Source organism: Bacillus salacetis (genome assembly GCF_049177075.1).
In the GTDB taxonomy this organism is placed as follows: domain Bacteria; phylum Bacillota; class Bacilli; order Bacillales; family Bacillaceae_B; genus Rossellomorea; species Rossellomorea salacetis_A.
Window position 1 is genome coordinate 3,121,182 of record NZ_CP185377.1, and the last position, 20,503, is coordinate 3,141,684.

20 protein-coding genes are annotated in these 20,503 nt (G+C 40.7%); 3 read left to right on the top strand and 17 right to left on the bottom strand.

Annotated elements, in window-relative coordinates:
* Positions 1-57: 57 nt before the first annotated feature.
* From ACOJQI_RS16405 to ACOJQI_RS16435, 7 genes are all read right to left on the bottom strand, one after another.
* Positions 58-852, bottom strand: coding sequence for a DUF92 domain-containing protein (locus tag ACOJQI_RS16405; RefSeq protein ID WP_421379836.1), 795 nt, complete (start codon positions 850-852; stop codon positions 58-60).
* Positions 845-1,408 (bottom strand): 5-formyltetrahydrofolate cyclo-ligase, encoded by a 564-nt coding sequence (locus ACOJQI_RS16410; RefSeq protein WP_421379838.1) that lies wholly within the window; start codon positions 1,406-1,408, stop codon positions 845-847. Before ACOJQI_RS16410 ends, ACOJQI_RS16405 begins: the two co-directional genes overlap by 8 nt.
* A gap of 66 nt (positions 1,409-1,474) precedes the next feature.
* Positions 1,475-1,624 carry a 50S ribosomal protein L33 gene (rpmG, locus tag ACOJQI_RS16415; RefSeq protein WP_006837007.1) on the bottom strand — a complete coding sequence of 50 codons (150 nt, stop codon included), beginning with the start codon at positions 1,622-1,624 and terminating at the stop codon, positions 1,475-1,477.
* A 58-nt stretch (positions 1,625-1,682) separates the two neighbouring features.
* Complete coding sequence (locus ACOJQI_RS16420; protein WP_421379840.1) at positions 1,683-2,306, bottom strand: hypothetical protein; 624 nt, start codon at positions 2,304-2,306, stop codon at positions 1,683-1,685.
* 4 nt (positions 2,307-2,310) lie between these two features.
* The gene (locus ACOJQI_RS16425; RefSeq protein WP_421379843.1) at positions 2,311-3,357 is read right to left on the bottom strand and encodes a sugar phosphate nucleotidyltransferase; all 1,047 of its coding nucleotides are present in this window, start codon (positions 3,355-3,357) and stop codon (positions 2,311-2,313) included.
* The gene (locus ACOJQI_RS16430; protein WP_421379845.1) at positions 3,354-5,681 is read right to left on the bottom strand and encodes a glycosyltransferase; all 2,328 of its coding nucleotides are present in this window, start codon (positions 5,679-5,681) and stop codon (positions 3,354-3,356) included. The genes ACOJQI_RS16425 and ACOJQI_RS16430 overlap by 4 nt, the downstream gene beginning before the upstream one ends.
* Before the next feature lie 9 nt (positions 5,682-5,690).
* Positions 5,691-6,383, bottom strand: a complete 693-nt coding sequence (locus ACOJQI_RS16435; RefSeq protein ID WP_421379848.1) for a DUF4912 domain-containing protein — start codon at positions 6,381-6,383, stop codon at positions 5,691-5,693.
* A 405-nt stretch (positions 6,384-6,788) separates the two neighbouring features.
* Here ACOJQI_RS16435 and ACOJQI_RS16440 point away from each other — a divergent pair, with 405 nt between their 5' ends.
* Together ACOJQI_RS16440 and ACOJQI_RS16445 are read left to right on the top strand one after the other, a co-directional pair.
* Positions 6,789-7,148, top strand: a complete 360-nt coding sequence (locus ACOJQI_RS16440; protein WP_421379850.1) for a hypothetical protein — start codon at positions 6,789-6,791, stop codon at positions 7,146-7,148.
* An 11-nt stretch (positions 7,149-7,159) separates the two neighbouring features.
* Positions 7,160-7,624: a hypothetical protein gene (locus tag ACOJQI_RS16445; protein ID WP_421379852.1), complete on the top strand. Its 465-nt coding sequence runs from the start codon at positions 7,160-7,162 to the stop codon at positions 7,622-7,624.
* Between the two features lie 35 nt (positions 7,625-7,659).
* Here the strand turns inward: ACOJQI_RS16445 and phoU are convergent, their stop codons facing one another.
* The 10 genes from phoU to ACOJQI_RS16495 all read right to left on the bottom strand — a co-directional run bounded on the left by phoU (position 7,660) and on the right by ACOJQI_RS16495 (position 19,358).
* Positions 7,660-8,316, bottom strand: coding sequence for a phosphate signaling complex protein PhoU (gene phoU / locus ACOJQI_RS16450; RefSeq protein WP_421379854.1), 657 nt, complete (start codon positions 8,314-8,316; stop codon positions 7,660-7,662).
* Positions 8,317-8,402: 86 nt separating this feature from the next.
* Positions 8,403-9,230, bottom strand: a complete 828-nt coding sequence (pstB, locus tag ACOJQI_RS16455) for a phosphate ABC transporter ATP-binding protein PstB (RefSeq protein ID WP_421379856.1) — start codon at positions 9,228-9,230, stop codon at positions 8,403-8,405.
* Between the two features lie 18 nt (positions 9,231-9,248).
* Positions 9,249-10,133: a phosphate ABC transporter permease PstA gene (pstA, locus tag ACOJQI_RS16460; RefSeq protein WP_421379858.1), complete on the bottom strand. Its 885-nt coding sequence runs from the start codon at positions 10,131-10,133 to the stop codon at positions 9,249-9,251.
* A gap of 2 nt (positions 10,134-10,135) precedes the next feature.
* Positions 10,136-11,083 carry a phosphate ABC transporter permease subunit PstC gene (gene pstC / locus ACOJQI_RS16465; RefSeq protein ID WP_421379860.1) on the bottom strand — a complete coding sequence of 316 codons (948 nt, stop codon included), beginning with the start codon at positions 11,081-11,083 and terminating at the stop codon, positions 10,136-10,138.
* A gap of 120 nt (positions 11,084-11,203) precedes the next feature.
* Positions 11,204-12,184 carry a PstS family phosphate ABC transporter substrate-binding protein gene (locus ACOJQI_RS16470; protein ID WP_421379862.1) on the bottom strand — a complete coding sequence of 327 codons (981 nt, stop codon included), beginning with the start codon at positions 12,182-12,184 and terminating at the stop codon, positions 11,204-11,206.
* 215 nt (positions 12,185-12,399) lie between these two features.
* Positions 12,400-14,568, bottom strand: coding sequence for a peptidoglycan D,D-transpeptidase FtsI family protein (locus ACOJQI_RS16475; protein WP_421385493.1), 2,169 nt, complete (start codon positions 14,566-14,568; stop codon positions 12,400-12,402).
* A gap of 216 nt (positions 14,569-14,784) precedes the next feature.
* On the bottom strand, positions 14,785-16,002 hold the full coding sequence (locus ACOJQI_RS16480) for an MFS transporter (protein WP_421379865.1): 1,218 nt from the start codon (positions 16,000-16,002) through the stop codon (positions 14,785-14,787).
* A 106-nt stretch (positions 16,003-16,108) separates the two neighbouring features.
* The gene (locus ACOJQI_RS16485; RefSeq protein WP_421379868.1) at positions 16,109-16,717 is read right to left on the bottom strand and encodes a superoxide dismutase; all 609 of its coding nucleotides are present in this window, start codon (positions 16,715-16,717) and stop codon (positions 16,109-16,111) included.
* Positions 16,718-17,187: 470 nt separating this feature from the next.
* Positions 17,188-17,667: a DUF456 domain-containing protein gene (locus ACOJQI_RS16490; RefSeq protein ID WP_421379870.1), complete on the bottom strand. Its 480-nt coding sequence runs from the start codon at positions 17,665-17,667 to the stop codon at positions 17,188-17,190.
* Between the two features lie 77 nt (positions 17,668-17,744).
* Complete coding sequence (locus tag ACOJQI_RS16495) at positions 17,745-19,358, bottom strand: Na/Pi cotransporter family protein (RefSeq protein WP_421385494.1); 1,614 nt, start codon at positions 19,356-19,358, stop codon at positions 17,745-17,747.
* A 247-nt stretch (positions 19,359-19,605) separates the two neighbouring features.
* Here ACOJQI_RS16495 and ACOJQI_RS16500 point away from each other — a divergent pair, with 247 nt between their 5' ends.
* The gene (locus tag ACOJQI_RS16500) at positions 19,606-20,376 is read left to right on the top strand and encodes a DUF1189 domain-containing protein (protein ID WP_421379872.1); all 771 of its coding nucleotides are present in this window, start codon (positions 19,606-19,608) and stop codon (positions 20,374-20,376) included.
* Positions 20,377-20,503: the final 127 nt, after the last annotated feature.

Consider the following 20,503-nt stretch of genomic DNA (forward strand, 5'->3'; position numbering starts at 1 on the left):
TTTATCCCTTTGCCTCAGTGATTTTTCTAAAATGAGCTCTTTTTGTTTTGCTGCTGCTCAGATGATCACTTCCAGCAATAAAGCAGCTGCTGCACCGGCAAAAAGACTGGCAAAAAAGTTAACAAACTCATTGTTCACCAGATAAGTCCCCTTTACTTTCTTACACTTACCTCCGCAATGAATCGATGCTTCCGTCACCATTCCGCAGCTGGGACACATGTATTCTACCTGGATATATGCCCCGAGAAATGTATCGACCAGGCTTCCTAAAAACCCTGTGATCACAATCAGGACAGCTCCCTTCCACCCTGTTTCCGGAAACATTACAAAAGAAACTAACGCAATCGTTAAAGCACCTGCCAAGCTCGCAGCAGTTCCAAGAAACGAAACGGCTCCGGAAGTTCCTTTCTCTGCCCTTTGCCAAGTTTTTATGGATACAGGACTTGCCTTGCTCAACGGTCCGATTTCCGATGCCCATGTATCAGCATTTGCTGCTGATATGGAAGCGAACGCTCCGGCCATATAACTTGCATCCTTTGTCCAAATGTATAGAAAAGAAAAAATCATAGCGCTGCCGCCATTTGCCATTACTTGCTGCCAATCCCTCTTTGAAGTCTTGGCCAACTTTTGTTCTATTGCTAATTTGTCTCTGATTCTGTATTTAGACCAAAAACTGGACGTTGCAAAGAAGACTCCAAGCACCAGCAGCCCCTGCCAGCTGAAAGCCAAGGCAAGCGCTGTTCCTGTTAAGACAGCAGCAACTGCTCCGCTCACACTTAGATTTCTTGTCTTCCAGCCGGCTATACTGACCAAAACTATGAATATAAACAGCAGAAGAGGCTGATTACTCACACTTAATGACAGCTCCCTCACTGACAATTTTAGCAACCGGTATATCGAAATGTTCTACAGGTACTTGTTCTACTAACTGTTCCTGAAAAGCCAGGGAAAGCGTCTTCCCCCGGAAATTTTCAAGAAAACGATCGTAGTAGCCGCCGCCAAACCCCAGCCTGAAACCGTTCTGCATAAAAGCAAGACCCGGAACAATGACCAAGTCGATATCGACTGTATCAGCCAACTTACTTTCTTCCGGGTTCGGCTCGAACAAACCATAGAAAACTTTTTCCAGACCTGCAAACGAGTCCAAGTAATAAAAATCAAGCTTTTTATCTTTCGGGACACACTTGGGAACCACTATCTTTTTCCCTTCTTCCCAACCTTTGCGAATAACCTGCCAAGTATCGACTTCTGGAAAATTTGAAATAGTAACAGCGATGGTCTTACTTGTTTTCCATTCGTCTGTCTCATACAAGCGGCGGGCAATAAGAAGGGATTTATGTTCGTAAATATGCCTTTCAAAGGAAGAAAGCAAATCTTTCTGTCTTTGCCGAAGCTCTTTCTTGTCCATATAGGATACACCCCTATTTATCTTTTTTTGAGCACAAAAAAAAGCAGCAGGAAAAATCCCGGCTGCTTACTTTGTTTCACGATGCACTGTAGTACGTTTTTCTCTAGGGCAATATTTTTTTAGCTCTAAACGGTCTGGGTTGTTACGTTTGTTTTTTGTAGAAATATAGTTACGCTCACCGCAATCAGTGCAAGCTAAAGTAATGTTTACACGCATTGTTTATTTCCCTCCAAACTTAGCTATCTTCATCTGTTCATACGACTTTTCTATAATATCACTTTTTCAGATGAAATGCTAGTCTGTTTTTCAAGTGTTTGTGTAAATTTCTTAAATCTTCCCTGGATCCTGCTTCAATTCCTATTACACGGCCCTGTAACTTCTGCAGTGGAGCGAATAATAAATCGAATGAAAGTACTGTCAAAGCAGGTCCTTTCAGCAGTGGATGATAAGGAATCGACCCTGTTTTCAAAGTTTCTTTCCAATGATAAATCCCTTTATCCGTAAGTGGGTAAACGGCTCTTCGGATGATTCCGCTGCTGTTATTCACCTGGTAGTCTACCAGGGAATACTTTGTTGAGGAATAGTGATAAACCAGGTGGCTATCCGGAGACAGGAAACTGAGTCTTTCATTTCCGTCTGTTCTCCAATCCATAAGGAAGAAAAGTTTCAAGCGGCGGTGAATCCTTTTCCTATTTTCAACAGTAAAGCTGAGGACACTGCCTTCAGAGAGGACTTCCTCATTGATGATGCAGTTGAAATCCTTCCAATTTGAGAAGTTCGAAAGCTGTTGGGATTCAACTCTGTTATTTTCTTGTGACCAAGCAAAAATCTCATAATTAAAATGGTTGATAGGATTGCTGTACATTTGTGCATGCGATAAATTTGTTTTCATTTTCATCTCACTACACCTTTTGCCATTGCTTTATTTTATTAAAATAATAACCTGCGAACTCCTTGGCAAGGTTCCTTCTCTCTGCTTTTGAATAGATGATAAATCCATTGCTTGGCTGATCGATAATTCTGGTCCATCCGCCAACACTATGGGAGATCAATATCCCATCCAGATTCAACACCGGTGTTTCCCTTTGTTCCTGCACCAGTTTATTAATGATTTGCTGCTTCTGATTGTCAGGGCAGGATACAATCATCCTGGTAAGGTATTTCAGTGTGCTTTCCAAACCATCTTTTACAGAGCAAAATTCCTCCAATAAACCTGCTCCTACCCTTTCTTCCTTCTCTTTCATTTTACCGTTCAAGAAGTCTTCCCTTGCCAGCTTATATTGTTCAGGATTTCCGATATCCCTCCAGTAATCTTCAGTTTGATACACATAAATTTTTTCCTGTTCCTCTATCATCCTTGGGAATACATCCCTGCTGAAGTCGGTGTAGCCATTGAATTGGTATTTCTCCAGCATTTCCGGCTGGATTACATAAATTCCTGTATTGACCAAATTACTGATGATTTCCCCTGGTTCAGGTTTTTCAACAAATTCGATCAACCTTCCTTCCGAGTTTGTTTTGCAAACACCATATCCCCGTGGATTTTCCATTTCCTTTCCCACAATTGTCAAGGGCGAGCCCTTTTCTTGATGGAATTGAATGGCATCGCTTAAGGTAAGGCTTGTAAAGGCATCTCCACTAATGACAATAAAAGGCTCATCAAGGTATTGGCTTGAGTTAAAAACCCCTCCAGCGGTGCCGAGCGGAAGTTCCTCATGTAAATAGGTGATATTAACCCCGAATTCACTTCCATCACCAAAATACTCTGAAATTTTGTCAGCTTTGTAGCAGGTAGTAATCATAATGGAAGTAATCCCATTTGCCTTTAACAATGCAATATTGTATTCAAGAATCGGCTTATTCATGATCGTGACCATTGGCTTTGGAACTGAGAGTGTATACGGTTTTAAGCGGGTCCCTTTACCGCCTGCAAGAATGACTCCTTTCATAACATTGAGCCTTCCACTTTATGTTGAAGAGCCAATTCCTCGTAAATCTCAATGGTCTGTTTTGAAATTCTTTCCCAACTGAACATCATCTCAGCCATTTTGTACCCGTTTTCTCCCATGTCATTTTTCAAACCTGCCGTCTCCTCAAGCTGCATGATGCTTGATTGAAGACTTTCAGCATCACCAGGATTGAAAAGTAAGCCTGCTAACCCATGTTCCACCAGGGATTTCAGCCCGCCAGTCTTGGAAGCAATCACTGCTTTCCTTGCCGCCATAGCCTCTAATGCCACGATGCCGAATGGTTCATAGATACTTGGAAAAATAACCGCCTCACTCTGGAAAAGGAGAGCATTCCGTTCGGCATCACTTACATATCCAACAAAATGAACGTACCCTTCTAATCCTATTTCTTTGACTTGCTGGCGGTACTGTTCTAAAAGAGGACCTTTGCCGGCAATGACAAAATGTATCTTATTCTCCTTGCTTATGAGCCTTGCCGTCTCAATAATGGTCTCGAACCCTTTTTCATGAACGATCCGGCCAATGGAAAAATAATATTTCTTCCCACGGAAAGGCTCTCTTAAAGGATAGCTTTTATCCAAAAAGACATTTTGAAGGTTCACTCCATTAGGAATGACGGATACAGGCAAATTATCCCGTGGATCGAGTTGTGAAAGTTCTTCTTTCATGTGCTCGCTGCAAATGATCACCTGATCGGATGATGCAACCAGCCTTTTTTCTTCTTCGTGAATCCGCTGCTGCAAATCTGTATAAATTCCTTGGTTCCGTCCAACTTCAGTAGCATGGATAGTCGTCACTAAAGGGACACTGTAATGCATTTTCAACATTTCAGCCGACTTGCCGACAATCCAGTCATGTGCATGGACCAAATCGATTTGTTCTCTTGAAAAGATATCACTTGCTTTCTCAATAAATGAAAGGTTCAGCTGGAACACCCAGTGAAGAAAGTCTTCTTCCATCGGATGAAGAGGACCGGCCCTATATACATGTACACCTTCATCCACTTCAAATTCAGGTAGCCCATCTGAAGAAGCAGTGAGGACTACAACCCTGCATCCTTTTTTAACCAGTGACTTGGATAAATCATGAACATGCCTGGAAAGGCCGCCTATAATGTTAGGAGGATATTCCCACGAGAGAATCAAAACAGTGTGCTTTTTAATTGAAGTTGGGATTTCCACATTCCCGTCTTCTGCCAGCTCAATTGGCAGATATTCAAGACTCTCTCTGTACTCTAACAGCCTGCTGCTTTCCTCTGAAACTTTCTGTTGGGGGGATATGTCCTTGAAAGCTTGCAAAAAGGAGGCATTCACTTCCTGCCTTGTTTCCAAATGATGCAGACTCGATAACCATTCTCTGACCATCTGCTTTAAAGCCCTTGGGTTAACAGACTTGGAAGAACTTATGTCTTTAAGAGTACGTTCCATGTCATGCAATTCACGCATATGGACAAGGACATCATCAGATAATACTGCCGCTCCTTTTTCCATTCCGTGGAATCCGAATCCAGCTCTTGTGAGAGCAGCCCGATTTAGAAGCAGTGAATTTTCATCAAAATGATGAATCGCATTTCCGTTGTTTGGTATATGCTCAGTTTGTTGTTCTATTTTTAAAGGAACATCTTTGCTAATAAGAAGATGATGTTCCTCAGTTTTCAGATTTACCGGAATCAAATGGAGTCCACGGGGAGTCTTGAGAATGGAAGCTCCTGTGTCATCCTTCTCACTGAATTCAAACGTTGTCCCAGAGATGAAGGTGTATTCTAACCCGGATTCTTTCAAGAAAAGATCAATCCCTGGACTGTATGCACACTTTGGAAGCCAGAATCCTTTCGTCCGTTTTTCAAAATGCTTGCTGTAGAGATGCAATGATTGCTGAAGGATCATTTGTATTCCCCATCCGGTTATGAGGTGAGTGATTGGAAAGTTTGTAATGGCTGAAGGAATGACAGTCAGCCTGTTTTGTTCCTGCAAAGAATTAAGAGCAGAAGGAATATTACGTTGGATCCTTATCCAAATGGAATATAATTCTTCGATGTTACCGTTCTTCATATTTCTTTTTTCCTGCATGGAAACCATGAAGAATTGTTCAATATGTTCTTTCGCTTCAACAGTTGACAGCCAATCAACAATCAATGGATTAACAACATAGGCAATGCCTGGTGTTTCTTCTTCCGCCCTGCTTACCAGTAAAAGGCACTCATTGATTAATTGATAAACGAAATCCGGGTTCCTCTTTATATCTGATGGGAATCGTGAAACGGTATTAGACAAGATCAACATCGATACTGAATTCTTTTCCATGACTTCCTCCTAGTTTTTCAAGTAATAAGAATATGTACTCACATGTTCAACCCACTGAGGCTTTTTCGCAGTACCCGAAACAAAATCATGCAGTTCGTGGAGCTGGTGATATTCCTGGTCATGGCCGGTCCGTGGTGTATGAAATACACTGGACCTGGTGATGCCTGTAAAATGGCCGTTTTCATCGATTATTCCATACTCCACACAATAGGCTCTATTAGGTTTGAGGCTGTTAATGAACCAATGAGCAGCATGCGGTTGTATAATGATGTCTGTATGGCCATGATGGTTATGGCCGTCAAAGGAGATCGAGGTGATATCAAAAACTCTCAAACAATGCTGGAATTGCATTTCTTTAAGTCCCTGAAACTCTCTTACTTGTTTAATAATCGAGACGGGGATATCCCAGTAGCACAACACCCTTGTTGGTTCTGAGAACATTACTGTTAATTCCGCTTTAAGCGGCTTAGGTTTCCTCTTTATAACAGCGGCCCTGCCCTTGAACTTACCTTGCCGTTTAGGTACAGGCTTCTTTTCTGATCTCTCAGAGGCGGCCGCAACTGCTGATTTGGCCTCCTCCATCGCTTTCTGATATTTCACCCATTGATACTGTACTTTTCCGACTGTACTGTTCATTTCTTTAGCTATTTTTCTAAAAGATAAGCCTTGATTGCGGTATTCAATAATTTGCTCAAGCATCATGTTCACCTCTGGGATTAATTTAGGGGGTATATGCATTGGTTACAATATTTATTCGTCTATTTAATCGTATCACCGTGGGCAAAAACCTACAATAAACGCATTTTGTCGCATTTTGCTGGCATGCATAAAGACTGTAAAAGAAGATTAAAAAAATTTCGTTTTCTGTTGATTTTGCGGACTTTCCATCAGTCCTTCAACGGAAAACGACAAGTTTCTTCTATCTTATAGCGTTAATAATACAGTGTTTTCACTTGATGTTTATTTCTGCGACCCCATATTTCCCTTTAAAAAATTTCAGCCTTTGTGGAAAGTTGTCCAGAAGATGATTATAAAGATGGAAAGTATAGAGAATTGGAGGAATCTATGCTATAAATAATAGGTAGCAAACACATATGAGGTGAAATTATGACAACAGTTATTATAAGCCTGCTCTCACTTTCGGCCTTTCTTTTCATAATTTCTTTTTTCCAGAGAGACCGTTATAAAACATTGGAAAAAGATATGGAAGAACTTTCAATGAATTTTCTTCAGGAAAATTACACATTAAAGAAAAGACTTAAGGTTCTTGAAGAAGAACTTCTAATGGATGAGACGCCGGTCTTTCATACACCACAAGCGGGAAATCCTAAAAAGAAAGTCCATGAAATTGTAAAAAACCAGGTACTTGCACTTCATGGCCAAGGAATGAACTTGGAACAAATCGCCAGGCAGTCCGCTTTACCAATAAGTGATGTCCAAGAAATCATCCGGGATAAAAGTATCTGAAAGGAGTTTTCATGAACAAGCAAAGTACGAGGGCTTTTGCAGCCGGAATATTTCTTTCTGCTGTTATACTTGTCATTTTTTCTTACTTTAATAAAATTAACAAAGACCCTGTAAAACTTCTGAATGAAGAGGGATATATCATCCTTACAGAAGAAGAGGAAACAAAACGTAAAGAAGAATTATCAAACTTAAAGAAACAGGTTAAAGAGCTAAGTGAGACCAATGCTGAAGATCAAGAGAAAGAAATAGAGAAAAATAACGGTGCTGCCGGAAGTGAAATCTCTTTAACCGTTTCTCCCGGCATGACACCGATTGAAATTGCAGAAGAACTGGAGAGCAGCGGAATCATTCGGAATGCCAGCGACCTGAACAGTTACCTTGTTAACAGCGGCCTGGCAAATAAAATTCAAATAGGTGAATACAAACTTCATTCTGAGATGACATTGGAGGAAATATCAACCCTATTAACAGAGTAAAAAGGCAGCCCTTTAGAGGCTGCCTTTTTCAATACTCATGCATTTAAATCAAAGCGTCTGCCTTTGACAAGATAAAAAACACCTTCCGCTACGTTTGTCGCATGATCAGCAGCACGTTCAAGATATCGGCAAATAAAAGATAACTGTGTAATCTGGTCAGTGAATTCAGGCTTTTGCTTATTCAATGTAAGCAGCTCCCTGATGGTTTCGCCATACAAATCATCCACTTCATCGTCAAGGTCAGCAATTTTCTTTGCCTTTACAACATCTTCTTCCACAAAGGACTCAAGTGTCAGATTAATCATATTAGATGTAAGAGAGTACATTTTTTTGATATTTTGTATAGGCTTTATCAATGGTTCCTTACCGATTCTAATCGTGGATTTTGCAATATTGACAGCGAAGTCAGCAATCCTTTCAATATCTGAAGCAACTTTTATGGTTACAATGATGCGGCGCAAATCTGTCGCTACAGGCTGTTGTTTTGCAATCAGCAAAATGGCAATATCATTGATTTCTTCTTCTAACAGGTCTGCATGTGTATCATCTTCAATGATCTCCAACGCTTTTTCGATATCCTGTTCTTCAAGAGCTTTTACACTTGCATCAAGTGCTGTATTGGCAAGTCTGCCAAGTTCCATTAATTTTGACTGCAGATCCTGTAAACTTTCATCAAATTTTCCTCTAGCCATTATTACCCCTCCGATTGTTTTATTAAAGAATTCATTTACCTTCATATGAAAATACCCTTAGCAAGACACTAAGGATATTTTCCCAATCAACCGAATCTACCTGAAATATAATCTTCTGTCCTTTTATCGCTTGGAGTAGAGAAGATGGTATCCGTTTTGTCGAATTCGATGACTTCCCCATTCAGGAAGAAGGCCGTTTTATCTGAGATACGGGCTGCTTGCTGCATATTGTGCGTAACGATAATGATGCTGTAGTCTTTTTTCAGATCTTGAACCAGTTCTTCCACTTTTAGAGTTGAAATTGGATCTAATGCAGATGTCGGTTCATCCATAAGGATGACATCTGGTTCAATAGCCAAACAGCGGGCAATACACAGACGCTGCTGCTGACCGCCTGAAAGTCCGTAAGCATTTTCTTTTAAGCGGTCTTTTACTTCATCCCATATAGCGGCGCCACGTAAGCTTTTTTCAACAATTTCGTCCAGAACCTTTTTATTTTTGATGCCATGGATCCTTGGTCCATAAGCAACGTTATCATAAATGGATTTTGGAAATGGATTTGGTTTCTGGAATACCATTCCAACTTTTGTTCTTAAGTCTTCAACCATAAAGGACTTATCCAGGATACTTTTGTTTCTATAATTGATTTCACCAGAAATTCGGACAACTGGAATCAATTCGACCATTCTGTTAAGGGTCTTGATGAATGTGGATTTACCGCAGCCGGATGGTCCGATAATCGCCGTCACTTCATTCTCATTTATCGCAAGGTTGATATTTTTCAACGCCTTGTCTTCACCGTACCAAAGGTTAAGGTCTTTTGTTTCATATACCACGCTCTTTTTCTTGCTGCTATTTATGTCTTCATTTAAAGTAACCTTACTTTTTTTCTCGTTATCAGATAGTACTGCCATTGAAAAAACCTCCTAAGATTAAAATCTCTTTTGAAATTTGTTTCTGATGATGATTGCGATTGAGTTCATAGCAAACAACACAATCAATAAGACAACAATTGTAGCCGCCGCTAAAAATGCATATTCATCTGTCAAAGCAGAGTCGACCGTCCAATAATAAATCTGCATAGGCATTACGGTGAATTTGTCAAAAACGCCTTCCGGCAGAGGTATCAATAGGGCTGGAATTCCGATAACAACAAGCGGGGCAGTCTCCCCGATTGCTCGTGATAACGCCAGGATAACACCAGTTAAAATTCCAGGTATTGCTGTAGGCAAAACAATATTTTTAACCGTCTGCCATTTTGTCGCGCCCATTCCATAGGAAGCTTCTCTAAGAAACTGAGGAACTGCTCTTAAAGCTTCCTGACTTGCCACCACTACAATTGGAAGTACAAGCAAGGACATTGTCAATCCGCCGGCCAGGACAATGTTTCCTAAATCAGCCATTCGGACGAACACAGTCAAACCCAGGATTCCGAATACGACCGATGGAACACCGGCAAGGTTACTAATATTGGTTTGGATAATGTTCTTTAGCTTGCCTTCTTTTGCATATTCTTCAAGATAAATCGCCGTTCCGACACCCAGGAACATTGTCACAGGCGCCACCACCACCATCAACCAGAGGGTACCAAGTATTGCTCCCATGATACCCGCCTTTTCAGGATTGACGGACAGTTTACCGGATAGGAATTGCAGATCAAGCCATCCGATACTGTCAGCAGCTACTCGGTAAATCAATGTAACTAATACTACTAATCCAAATAAGATTGATAGCAAGAAAAGTGTCTTGGCAAGCTTATTTTTAAATAATCGAGTTCCCATCTGCTTTTGCACTTGTGCTGAGTCTACATATTTCATAATTAATATTCCTCCCTGAATCTTCGAGAAATATATTGCGCAATTAGATTCATAATTAATGTAAAGACAAACAATGTCATTGCGACTGCATATAAACTATAGTAGATGGTTGTTCCAGCCGCTGCTTCACCGCCGGTCACTTCTACGATATACGCTGTCATTGTCTGCATGGACTGGGTAATATCAAATGTAAAGTTCTTATTACTTCCGGATGCAATCGTGACAATCATTGTTTCACCAATCGCACGGGAAATTCCAAGAACAAAGGAAGAGATAATACCAGAAATAGCAGCAGGAATAACTACTTTCCAAGTTACCTCGAGTTTTGTTGCACCAAGTGCAAGGGCTCCTTCTCTCATTGAGTTAGGTACAGAACTCATAGCATCCTCAGAAAGAGATGCCACCATCGGGATGATCATGATTCCCATTACTATTCCTGGACTGAGGATATTAGTGGGCTCCAGCGCAGGAATAAATGATCTTAATAGAGGAGTTACAAATGTAAATGCAAAGAATCCATACACTATTGTCGGTATCCCTGCAAGAATTTCCAATATAGGCTTCAGTGTTCTTCTTACTCTTTCTGATGCATATTCACTTAAATAAACGGCTGACATCAACCCTACCGGAATTGCTACGAACATAGCAATGACAGAAGAAATGATTGTCCCTGTCAGTAACGGCAGCACCCCAAACTGCGGTTCTCTTCCGATCGGATTCAACTCTGTCCCGGTAAAGAAATCTAAAAATGGAACATCTCTAAAAAAGTTAACCGTTTCAGTCAATAAAGTAATAACGATTCCAATAGTCGTAAAAATGGAAATTGCCGCAATGGCAAATAAAAACTTTGGAACGAATTTTTCCATGACAGAATTGATGTTTACGGTACTCTTCTTTTCCTCAATCATTTCCCGGACATTCAATTTGCCATTCAATCCTGGATCCTTCATGTTGATAACCCCTTTCATCCTTCATCCCTTCAGGAAGAAAATTCCTGACTATATAAAACACACAAGAAGATGAGAAAGGTTTCGCTTCTCATCTTCTGAGCGTTGATTATCACTCAATTATTATTGAATTTCTTCTAGTTTAGAAAGGTTCTCTTCAATTGTTTCATCTGACAGTGGTGCAAACCCAGTTTCCGCAGCCACGTCTTGTGCGTTGTTCATAATGAATTTAGCATAATCAAGAACCTGCGGTTTTTCTTTAGCCATATTTACGTTCAGGTAAGTGAATACCGGACGAGTGAATGGTGCATATGGCGCATCATTCAAACCGATCGTTTCCAGGCTTGGTTCAACAGGACCATTACCAAAGTCAACTGAAACTGCTTTAAGCTTGTCTTTGTTGTTTTCATAATAACCGTAACCGAAGAATGCAATTGCGTTCTCATCTTTTGAAACAAGGTCAACCAGCGTAGAGTACTCTTGCTGCAAGTTGATGCTGTCTACAAAATCTTTTTCTTCCATGATTGTTTCGTACATAAATTCATTCGTACCATGGTTTTCGTTCGGACCCATCGGCTTGATTTCTTCATCCGGCCATTCAGGGTTAATATCAGACCATTTTGTTACTCCGCCTTCAGCAAGGAAGATGTTAACCACTTCTTCTTGAGTCATTTCAGTTGCCCAGTCATTTTCAGGGTTGATGACGAAAGTCAAACCATCCAGAGCTACTTGGAATTCCATTGGATCAATGCCAAGTTCTTCAGCTTGAGCTTTCTCTTCGTCCTTGATTTGACGGGATGCATCGTTGAAGTCTGTTCCGCCTTCTTCAACTAAGAACTTCTTGAATCCTGCAGATGTACCTGCACGGCTTACTTCTACAGAAACATCTTCATTTTCAGTCATATAGTTTTCTGCCATTTGAGCCATGAACGGATAAACTGTTCCAGAACCATCGATTACTACGCTTCCTTCGATTGATTCTCCGCCTTCACCATTTCCGCCATTGCTGGCAGCGTTGTTTCCGTTGTTAGATCCACAAGCAGCAGTGAACATCACTACAACTGCCATTACTACTAATAGAAGTAGTCCTTTGAAGTTCTTCATTCCTAAATTCCCCCTAAAGAAATTTTGTTTTTATCTTTCCTACGAGTACTAGAATAATAGAGAAGTGTTAATCCGGTTTTAATCGAATGTAAAGGTTTTGTAAATTCGACTTTTTTCATGTTTATTTTCATACTTTATAGGCCACACCCATCAAATTCATTCTTGAGAATAAAAAAAGGAACCTTCCCATTCTGGAAGGTCCCTAAAAATAAGTGTTAATCTTCAGTAGTATTTTCTTCTGTACTTTCGCCCTCGGCATTTTCTTGTCTGGTTTCTTCCTGAAGTTGTTCCGCATCATCTACATTTTCAACTTTGCGTTCAACCTCGGAAGAGTTCAAGCCTTCATCTTCACGTTTTTTCTTCAGTTCATAGTAAGCATCCATGATTTTTCTTGATATTTCCTTGTTTATATAAGGATCCTGACGTCCATTATGCGACCATGGAACAACCGTCGAGAATGCAACCTCCGGCTGATCATACGGGGCATAGCCAATCAATGTAGTGTTATATGTGTCATAATATTTTCCAGTTACCGGATCCCTGTAACGGGCTTCAGCGGTTCCTGATTTACCTGCTGCTACATACGGCGCATCTCTGAAGTGACTATAAGCGGTACCTTGACTATTATGATAAACCCTGTAGAAACCGCCCTGCACATGTTCCATTTGAGATTGTGTCACATTCACCCTATTCAGGACCTGCGGCTGTTCCACTGTCTCAATCGGTCCCATGCTTTCCTTATCATCACTTGGCTTGCGTATTTCTTTAAGGATATGAGGCTTCACACGGTAGCCATCGTTTGCGATTGTAGAAACGTATTGGGCGAGCTGTAACGGTGTATAGGTATCGAACTGTCCAATGGCAAAATCCATCATGTTACCTGGAGTATCAAAGGTGCCCTTATAACCGTCAACTTCCCCTGGCAAATCAATACCTGTTTTGACGCCGAGACCAAATTGAGCAAAATGATTTCTCATGTTATCAAGGTCTTTTGCTGAACCGCTGATCGGAGCATCTCTGACATAGTAGGGATTACCGGCTATTCTCATGGCTACTTTCCACATGTAACCGTTGGAAGATACCTCAAGAGCCTGTTGGTCAGTCAAGGTTCTAGATCCGCCATACCAAGATTTCTTAATAGGTGTATCCTTAATTTTAATTGGCTCATCTCGTATTACTTCACCTGGAGTCAAAACACCGGTCATATATCCTGTTAACACGGTAGCTCCCTTAACTACTGAACCCACCTCATAGAAGCTGGTATATGTTCCCAGCGCATAGTCCTGGATTTCATATTTTCCCGTTTCCGAACTTTTGGCGTACTTCTTGCCAACCATCGCCAGAACCTCACCAGTATTGGGATCCATCATGACAACAAAAGCCCTGTCCAGATGAGATGATTGCGGATTATGAACATTCTTCAGCAGCTCTTCTGTTACAATCTTCTCCACTTCCTGCTGAAGTTCCATATCGATCGTCAATACAACATCTTTCCCACGTTGCCCTTCCTGAATCAAAACAGATTCCAGGACACTTCCGTTTTTGGTAATGTTCTTAATTTTTTCTTTCTGCCCTTTTAAGACATCTTCATATTGTAATTCCAGATATGTCTGCCCAACCCGGTCATTACGTGTATAATCTCTTGCTAAATAGTAATCTACCATTTCCCTTGGAAGACCTTCTCGCGAGGAAGATACATTCCCAAGTATCGAGCGCAATGTTTTATCAAACACATAGGTTCTTTCCCAGTCTGTCGTTGTATTGACCCCTGGAAGTTCAGAAAGATGTTCACTGACACGAGCAAATTCCTCTTGTGTGACACCTTTGTTTTTCACCATCTGCGGTGACAGTGCATATCCGCTGTTCATCTCCCGGAAAATAGCCAAGTCTTCCAAATCTTGTTTCGATAATGAAGCCAGGTCTTTTTCCGTTATTCTGTCCAGGGTCAGCTGATAAATTTTTGAATTGATTTCATCCTGAGATAAATCTTTGTTACTGCTGATTTGTTCAATTTCTTTCTTAGGGACTTTCTCCTCTGCCTCTTCTTTATTAATCAACATCCAATAGTCTTTTTTATCACGGTCCCTTACAGCTTCCGTATCCATGTCGATTAACTGTGCAAGTTTGCGCGCAACATCAATGATTTCTTCTGTCTTAGTGGACTGTGTGCGGGTATAAGTGATGGCATTCATCGGAGTGTTATCGACAATGACATTTCCTACACGATCATAAATTTTCCCTCTTGGCACACTGTTATTGACCAGCACGTCTTCCGTTCTTTCGACTTCACGCTTATATTCTTCTCCTGAAACGATCTGTACAACTCCAAGCCGCAGGATCAGTAAAGAAAATAATAAAAAGACAGCAAAAAACAAGATGTTCATCCGAACAGGCACATGCGTCTTTTTCTTTTTCTTATTTTTTTTCAAGCTCTTCCAGTCCTTCCTCTATCGTAATTCTAAGTAAAATCATTCTCATACTCTTTATATTATAGAAAAAAAAGGCCATTTTCCACCCATAACATCTCATGGGATTAAAATTAATATTTTCCAATTCCTTAAATAAAAAGAGAAGAGGAATCTCTTCTCTTTTTAGAGTGATTACGTCGTTGAAAGGTTAACCTTTCTGACAAACAGATAGATAATGGAGTGGCCGGAACCAAGGATCAGGAGCAGTATCGGGATACTCTTCTCCTCGTTGAAAAATGTGATTGCAAACATGAAAGCCAGTATGGAAACGATTCTGCCGAGGTTAATGAAGATTTCCCGTACGACTATATATTCGATTCTCATTTCAGCAGCCTTCCAGCCTTTGCCGATCACATCATAGGTCATGGAAATATAAGGAACGAGTAAGAGAGGGTAAGCAACGGCAATTGTACCCGCATAAATTAGCAGCTTTGCGTACGTCAGATCGAAAACAATCAGAAAGATGGCCAGATACAATAATAAGCCACCAACTAAAATCGACTTTTTTCGGTACTTCTTTTTAATCAGCCGCGATGTCAGAAAATAACCGATAAATGCTATCCCCGAGTTAATCAATCCAAAAGTTCCAATGGCAAACTCGCTTCCGGTACTGATGAAAACAAAAACCGAAATGATAAAGATAAACGTACCTTCCCTTAACCCCTGGAAGAAGTGGGCGTTTGTAATCAACCGCCAGTTTTCATTATTACGCCTCTCTTTAAGAATCCGCCTGAAGAAGTATTTCCCGTGTGCAGGCCGCCTTTTCAGGAAGAAACTTAAAACAACAGCCAGGGAAAACAAGCCCAGAGACAGCCCGAATACGATGGTATACCCCTGGAAAGATGTAAACCTTGAAATGATATACCCTGCAAGGATTGGGCCTACCATCCCTCCTGCTGAAGTGAGAGTACCTAAAAATCCATTAAAAAAATCCCTTGTCTCCGGTTCTGTAATTTCGAAAGTAAGAACATTGAATGCAAGCCAGTAAAACCCATAGCCTATTCCAAGCAGGGCCCCTAAAATCACCAGATTATCTCCCGCATTTTCACCAAAAAACAGCACAGATAAATAGAAAGAAGCCAGAAAAATGACTCCTATCCTTAAAACGATTACCCGGTCTATTTTCTTTGCCCATCTCCCTGCCAATATAAATGTCAAAGGCTGAAAAATGACGACTGTTAAGTTATATATGGCGAGATCCAGGAACTCCCCTGACTGTTTCCATAAGTAAATATTCACAAATGTATTCGATAAAGCGACACTCATTGAATATAACCCGCCGATTAACAGAAGGAACACAATATCTTTTTTTAACTCAATATCACCTAAAAGCCTGTTAAACCTGGTCATTTTTATTACTCCCCTTTTTCGTACGCTTATTTTTTGAAAAAGGAGGTTAAGTTATACCCATTAAAAAAAGAAGGTCCCAAAAAGGACCTTCTTCATTAAAGTTAAATTATTTCGCAGCGCTGAAACGCTTAGAAACTTCATCCCAGTTTACTACGTTCCAGAAAGCGTTGATGTAGTCAGGACGGCGGTTTTGATAGTTAAGGTAGTAAGCATGCTCCCAAACATCCAATCCAAGGATAGGTGTTTTTCCATCCATAAGCGGAGAGTCTTGGTTAAGAGTGCTTGTTACTTCAAGCTCACCATTATTTACAACAAGCCAAGCCCAGCCGGAACCAAAGCGGCCTGCTCCTGCAGCTGCAAATTCTTCTTTGAACTTTTCAAAGCTGCCGAACTTGCTTTCGATTGCGCTTGCAAGTTCACCATCAGGGTTTCCGCCGCCATTTGGAGACAGGATTGTCCAGAATAAAGAGTGGTTCGCATGGCCGCCGCCGTTATTGCGGACTGCAGTGCGGGCACCTTCAAGAACGGCATCAAGGTTAGCAACAACTTCTTCTACAGACTTGCTGAGAAGTTCGTCGTTTCCTTGAAGAGCATCATTCAATTTTGTTACGTAAGCGTTATGGTGCTTAGTATGGTGGATATTCATTGTTTCCTTGTCAATATGAGGTTCTAATGCATCGTAAGCATAAGGTAATTGCGGTAATTCAAATGCCATGATAAATTCCTCCCTATGTAATATTTAGAATCGTTGAACGATTCCGGTCTTTTCATTTTTAGATTACCAAATTTAGCTTATTCCTTCAAACGAAATGCTCTCGGATAGCTAAAAGTTTGATGACATCATTATCATCACCAAAAAAGGAGGTAATATTCCTTCTATTGATTTCCGCTCCAGAGGCACGACTCCACAGGGCGGGCGGTGAACTAATATAAGGGAAGAAATTTCCCTTATCTAAGAAATATCGGGAAAAACAGGTCAAATAGAGGAACAATTTTCCGCTATTTATTTAAAAAACATGAAAAATGGGATATTGAGCATGCTTAACGGAAAATTCTTCCCTTATTTACCTCTCCCCAGCTAAATTCTAAAGTTTAACGGAAAAATTTTCTCTTATTTTAACCCCCGCACCAAAACTGAAATACTTAATGTTAAACCTTTAACCCTTTTTGAGAGAGACCCTCGAATCAAATTACTATAATAAAATAAATAACCATTATGGCCTGTATGATCCCCTTAGTTAAAACACTTGAAATGAAACCTACTAAGGAGCCTGCTCCAACCTTTAGGGCCTGCTTGAATCGTGTACGATTGACAACCATTTCTCCAATTACAGCTCCCAGGAATGGTCCGGCGATGATTCCGACTATCGGAATGATAAAGGGTCCGATGATCAGTCCGATCGTACTGCCCCAAATGCCGGCTTTTGTGCCGCCATATTTTTTGATTCCAATTAGATTTGCAGCATAATCTGCCCCGAATAATAAGAGAACAAATAACCCTTGAATGCTCCAAAACAGCCAGCTGAACGGTTCAAAACTGAAAAATACTCCAAAAAGAAGAAACGCTCCAACCAGTACAAGCACACTTGGGATAATCGGGTAGACCAGCCCAATAAAAGAAGCCGCAATCAAAATAATGATAATGCCCCAGTAAATAACCGTCATTTTCACTTACCTCCAGTTAACAAAAAAAGACTGACCAGAAGGCATTACACCTCTTGGCCAGTCCTATTATAACTTAATTATTCGTTATTTTCCCCAAGCACTGCTTCCGCAATGTTTACTGCATGGTCACCGATACGCTCCAAGTTACTGATGATGTCTACAAATACAATTCCTGCCTGGCCGGAGCACAATCCTTCATTAAGTCGCAGGATATGCTTTTTGCGCAGTTTACGTTCCATCTTGTCAATCATATCTTCTTTCTCAGCGACTTCACGTGCCATCTGGTGATCATTGTTGTCCAATGAAGATACAGCTTTTCTGACAGTTTCAATCGTCAATTCAAACATGCCATCCAGATCGGCCATTGCATCCTCAGTGATTTTTACTTTATTGGCTTGCTGATACTCGACAAGCTCAAGGATATTTTCGAAGTGGTCACCGATCCGTTCGATATCCCTGACCGTATCCATCAAGATTGAATGCTTCTCTGACTCAGCTTCTGTTAGTGAGACAGCTGAGATATCCACCAAATAGTTAGTGATTTTTTTATCAAGATTATTAATAGCATCTTCGATTTGGTAAGCAACATCAGAATGTTTATTCTGCTTTGTTTTCAGGAAACAGTTTGATTCCTCAAGGCCCTTCACTGCAAATTCACCCATGCGAAGAACTTCCTCTTTCGCTTGTCCCAAAGCAATGGATGGTGACTGCTCGATGAACATTGGATCGAGATGTTTCGCTTTGTAATCCACCAAAGCGTCTTCTCCCGGGATTAACTTGGTTACAATCAATGCCAGTAATCCGATGAAAGGAAACTGGATAATCGTATTCGTCAAGTTAAAGGTACCATGTGCAAATGCAATCGTCATTTCTGGATTGAGACCAAAGATGTCCTGAAGGAATAGAACCAGCCTATGGTACAACGGCAATATAATCAAGAATATGGTCGTTCCAATTAAGTTAAATAGAACATGTGTTGCAGCAGCTCTTCGGGCAGCGACGGAAGCACCGATTGCAGCCAAGACCGCTGTAATGGTCGTACCGATATTATCACCAAATAGAATCGGCAATGCCGCATTGATATCGACCAATCCTTCAGCATATAATCCCTGAAGGATCCCGATTGTAGCTGAAGAACTTTGAACGATGACAGTGAAAACTGTACCGATTACAACACCCAGAATAGGGTTTGAACTCATGCTGACAGTCAAATCATGGAAGGCTTCTAAAGAACGCAGAGGTTTCATCCCGCCGCTCATTAATTCCAAACCATAGAATAAACCGCCAAAGCCAAACACAATTTGTCCGAGATATTGAACCTTTTTATTTTTAAAGAAGAATAACATCACCGCACCTACCGCTATGATCGGAAGTGCATATTCCCCAAGGTCGATACCGATGATGAAAGCTGTCACAGTCGTACCGATATTGGCACCCATGATGACACCAATTGCCTGCCTGAGTGTCATGAATCCGGCACTTACAAGTCCGACTGTAATAACAGTAGTACCACTGCTCGACTGGATAAGAACCGTAACAATGACACCAGCAAGAACACCCATGAAAGGATTTGTGGTGAATCTATCAAGAATATCTCTTAGACGGTCACCCGCAGATTTCTGCAATCCATCTCCAAGGTATTTGATCCCGAATAGGAAAATCCCAAGACCGCCAAAAAATTGAAATAACATCTCTTGCCAATTTAGTTCCAAAGATTTCAACCCCTAAATTAAAGATTTCGACAATTAACAACAAAAACCCCTTTCAATTATTAAGGCATAATCATTATAATGTAAAGACTTTTTTAAAATTTTTTCACTACCCTTTTTAACAAAACATTAAACCTCCAGATTCAATCTTCATTAACTGCTTGAAGTAAAGCACTATACCAGCATAAAATGAGATAGGAACTAAGAATTCAGGGAGTGTAATAAGTAAATGAACATATTCAAACAGTTGTATAAGAGCCTATATTCTCCCAGGGATATAGCTGCTTTCCGTTTTCAAGGTATCGGAAAAACCATTCTGTATATTTTTCTCCTGGTACTAGTGTCTATCCTGCCTGCCGCTTATAGTCTAACAATTTTTGCTAACGAAGCAATTGAAGAAAGCATTGAAACAGTAGAACAAGAGCTTCCTTCTTTCACCATTGAAAACGGGACCCTTACTTCCCAATCTGAAGATCCCGTGAGGGTTGAAAAAGATGAGTTGACTATCGTCCTGGACAGCAGCGGCAAAGTTGAATCTACAGAATTAAGTGAAGAGATGAATGCTGTCGGGCTTCTAAAAGATGAGTTTGCGATTGCAGCGGCAGGCGAGGTACAAACTTATCCATATTCTCTCTTTGAAGGATTGAATGCCGATAATGCCGATATAGCAGATTTCCTGTCTTCGCTTGACTCTTTGAAGGGCATTATCCTTTCTGTGTTGATAATCATTCTGTATCTTTTTTCAACAGCGATGGCCTTCATCAAAGTCAGCCTGTTTGCTATATTCGGCATGCTGCTTGCAAACGCTTTAAAAAGGAAACTCCCATACAGACAAGCATGGAGAATCACCGCATACAGTATAACGCTTTCAACCATCTTTTTCACTATTATGGAGATGCTAAACACTTTTATTCCGGCAAGTTTCTTCCTTGACTGGCTTGTCACATCAATTGTCCTTTATCTGAGTATTAAAGAAATGCCCCAAAGGAAGATGAATTAAGTGTCCCACAAGAAAAGGTGTCCCAAAATCAGTTTTTGGGACACCTTTTTATTTTACGACAAACTTTTTGCATAAAGCTGCAAGGGAATCTGATAAAGACTCCAGTTTCTTTCCGATGCAGCGTATG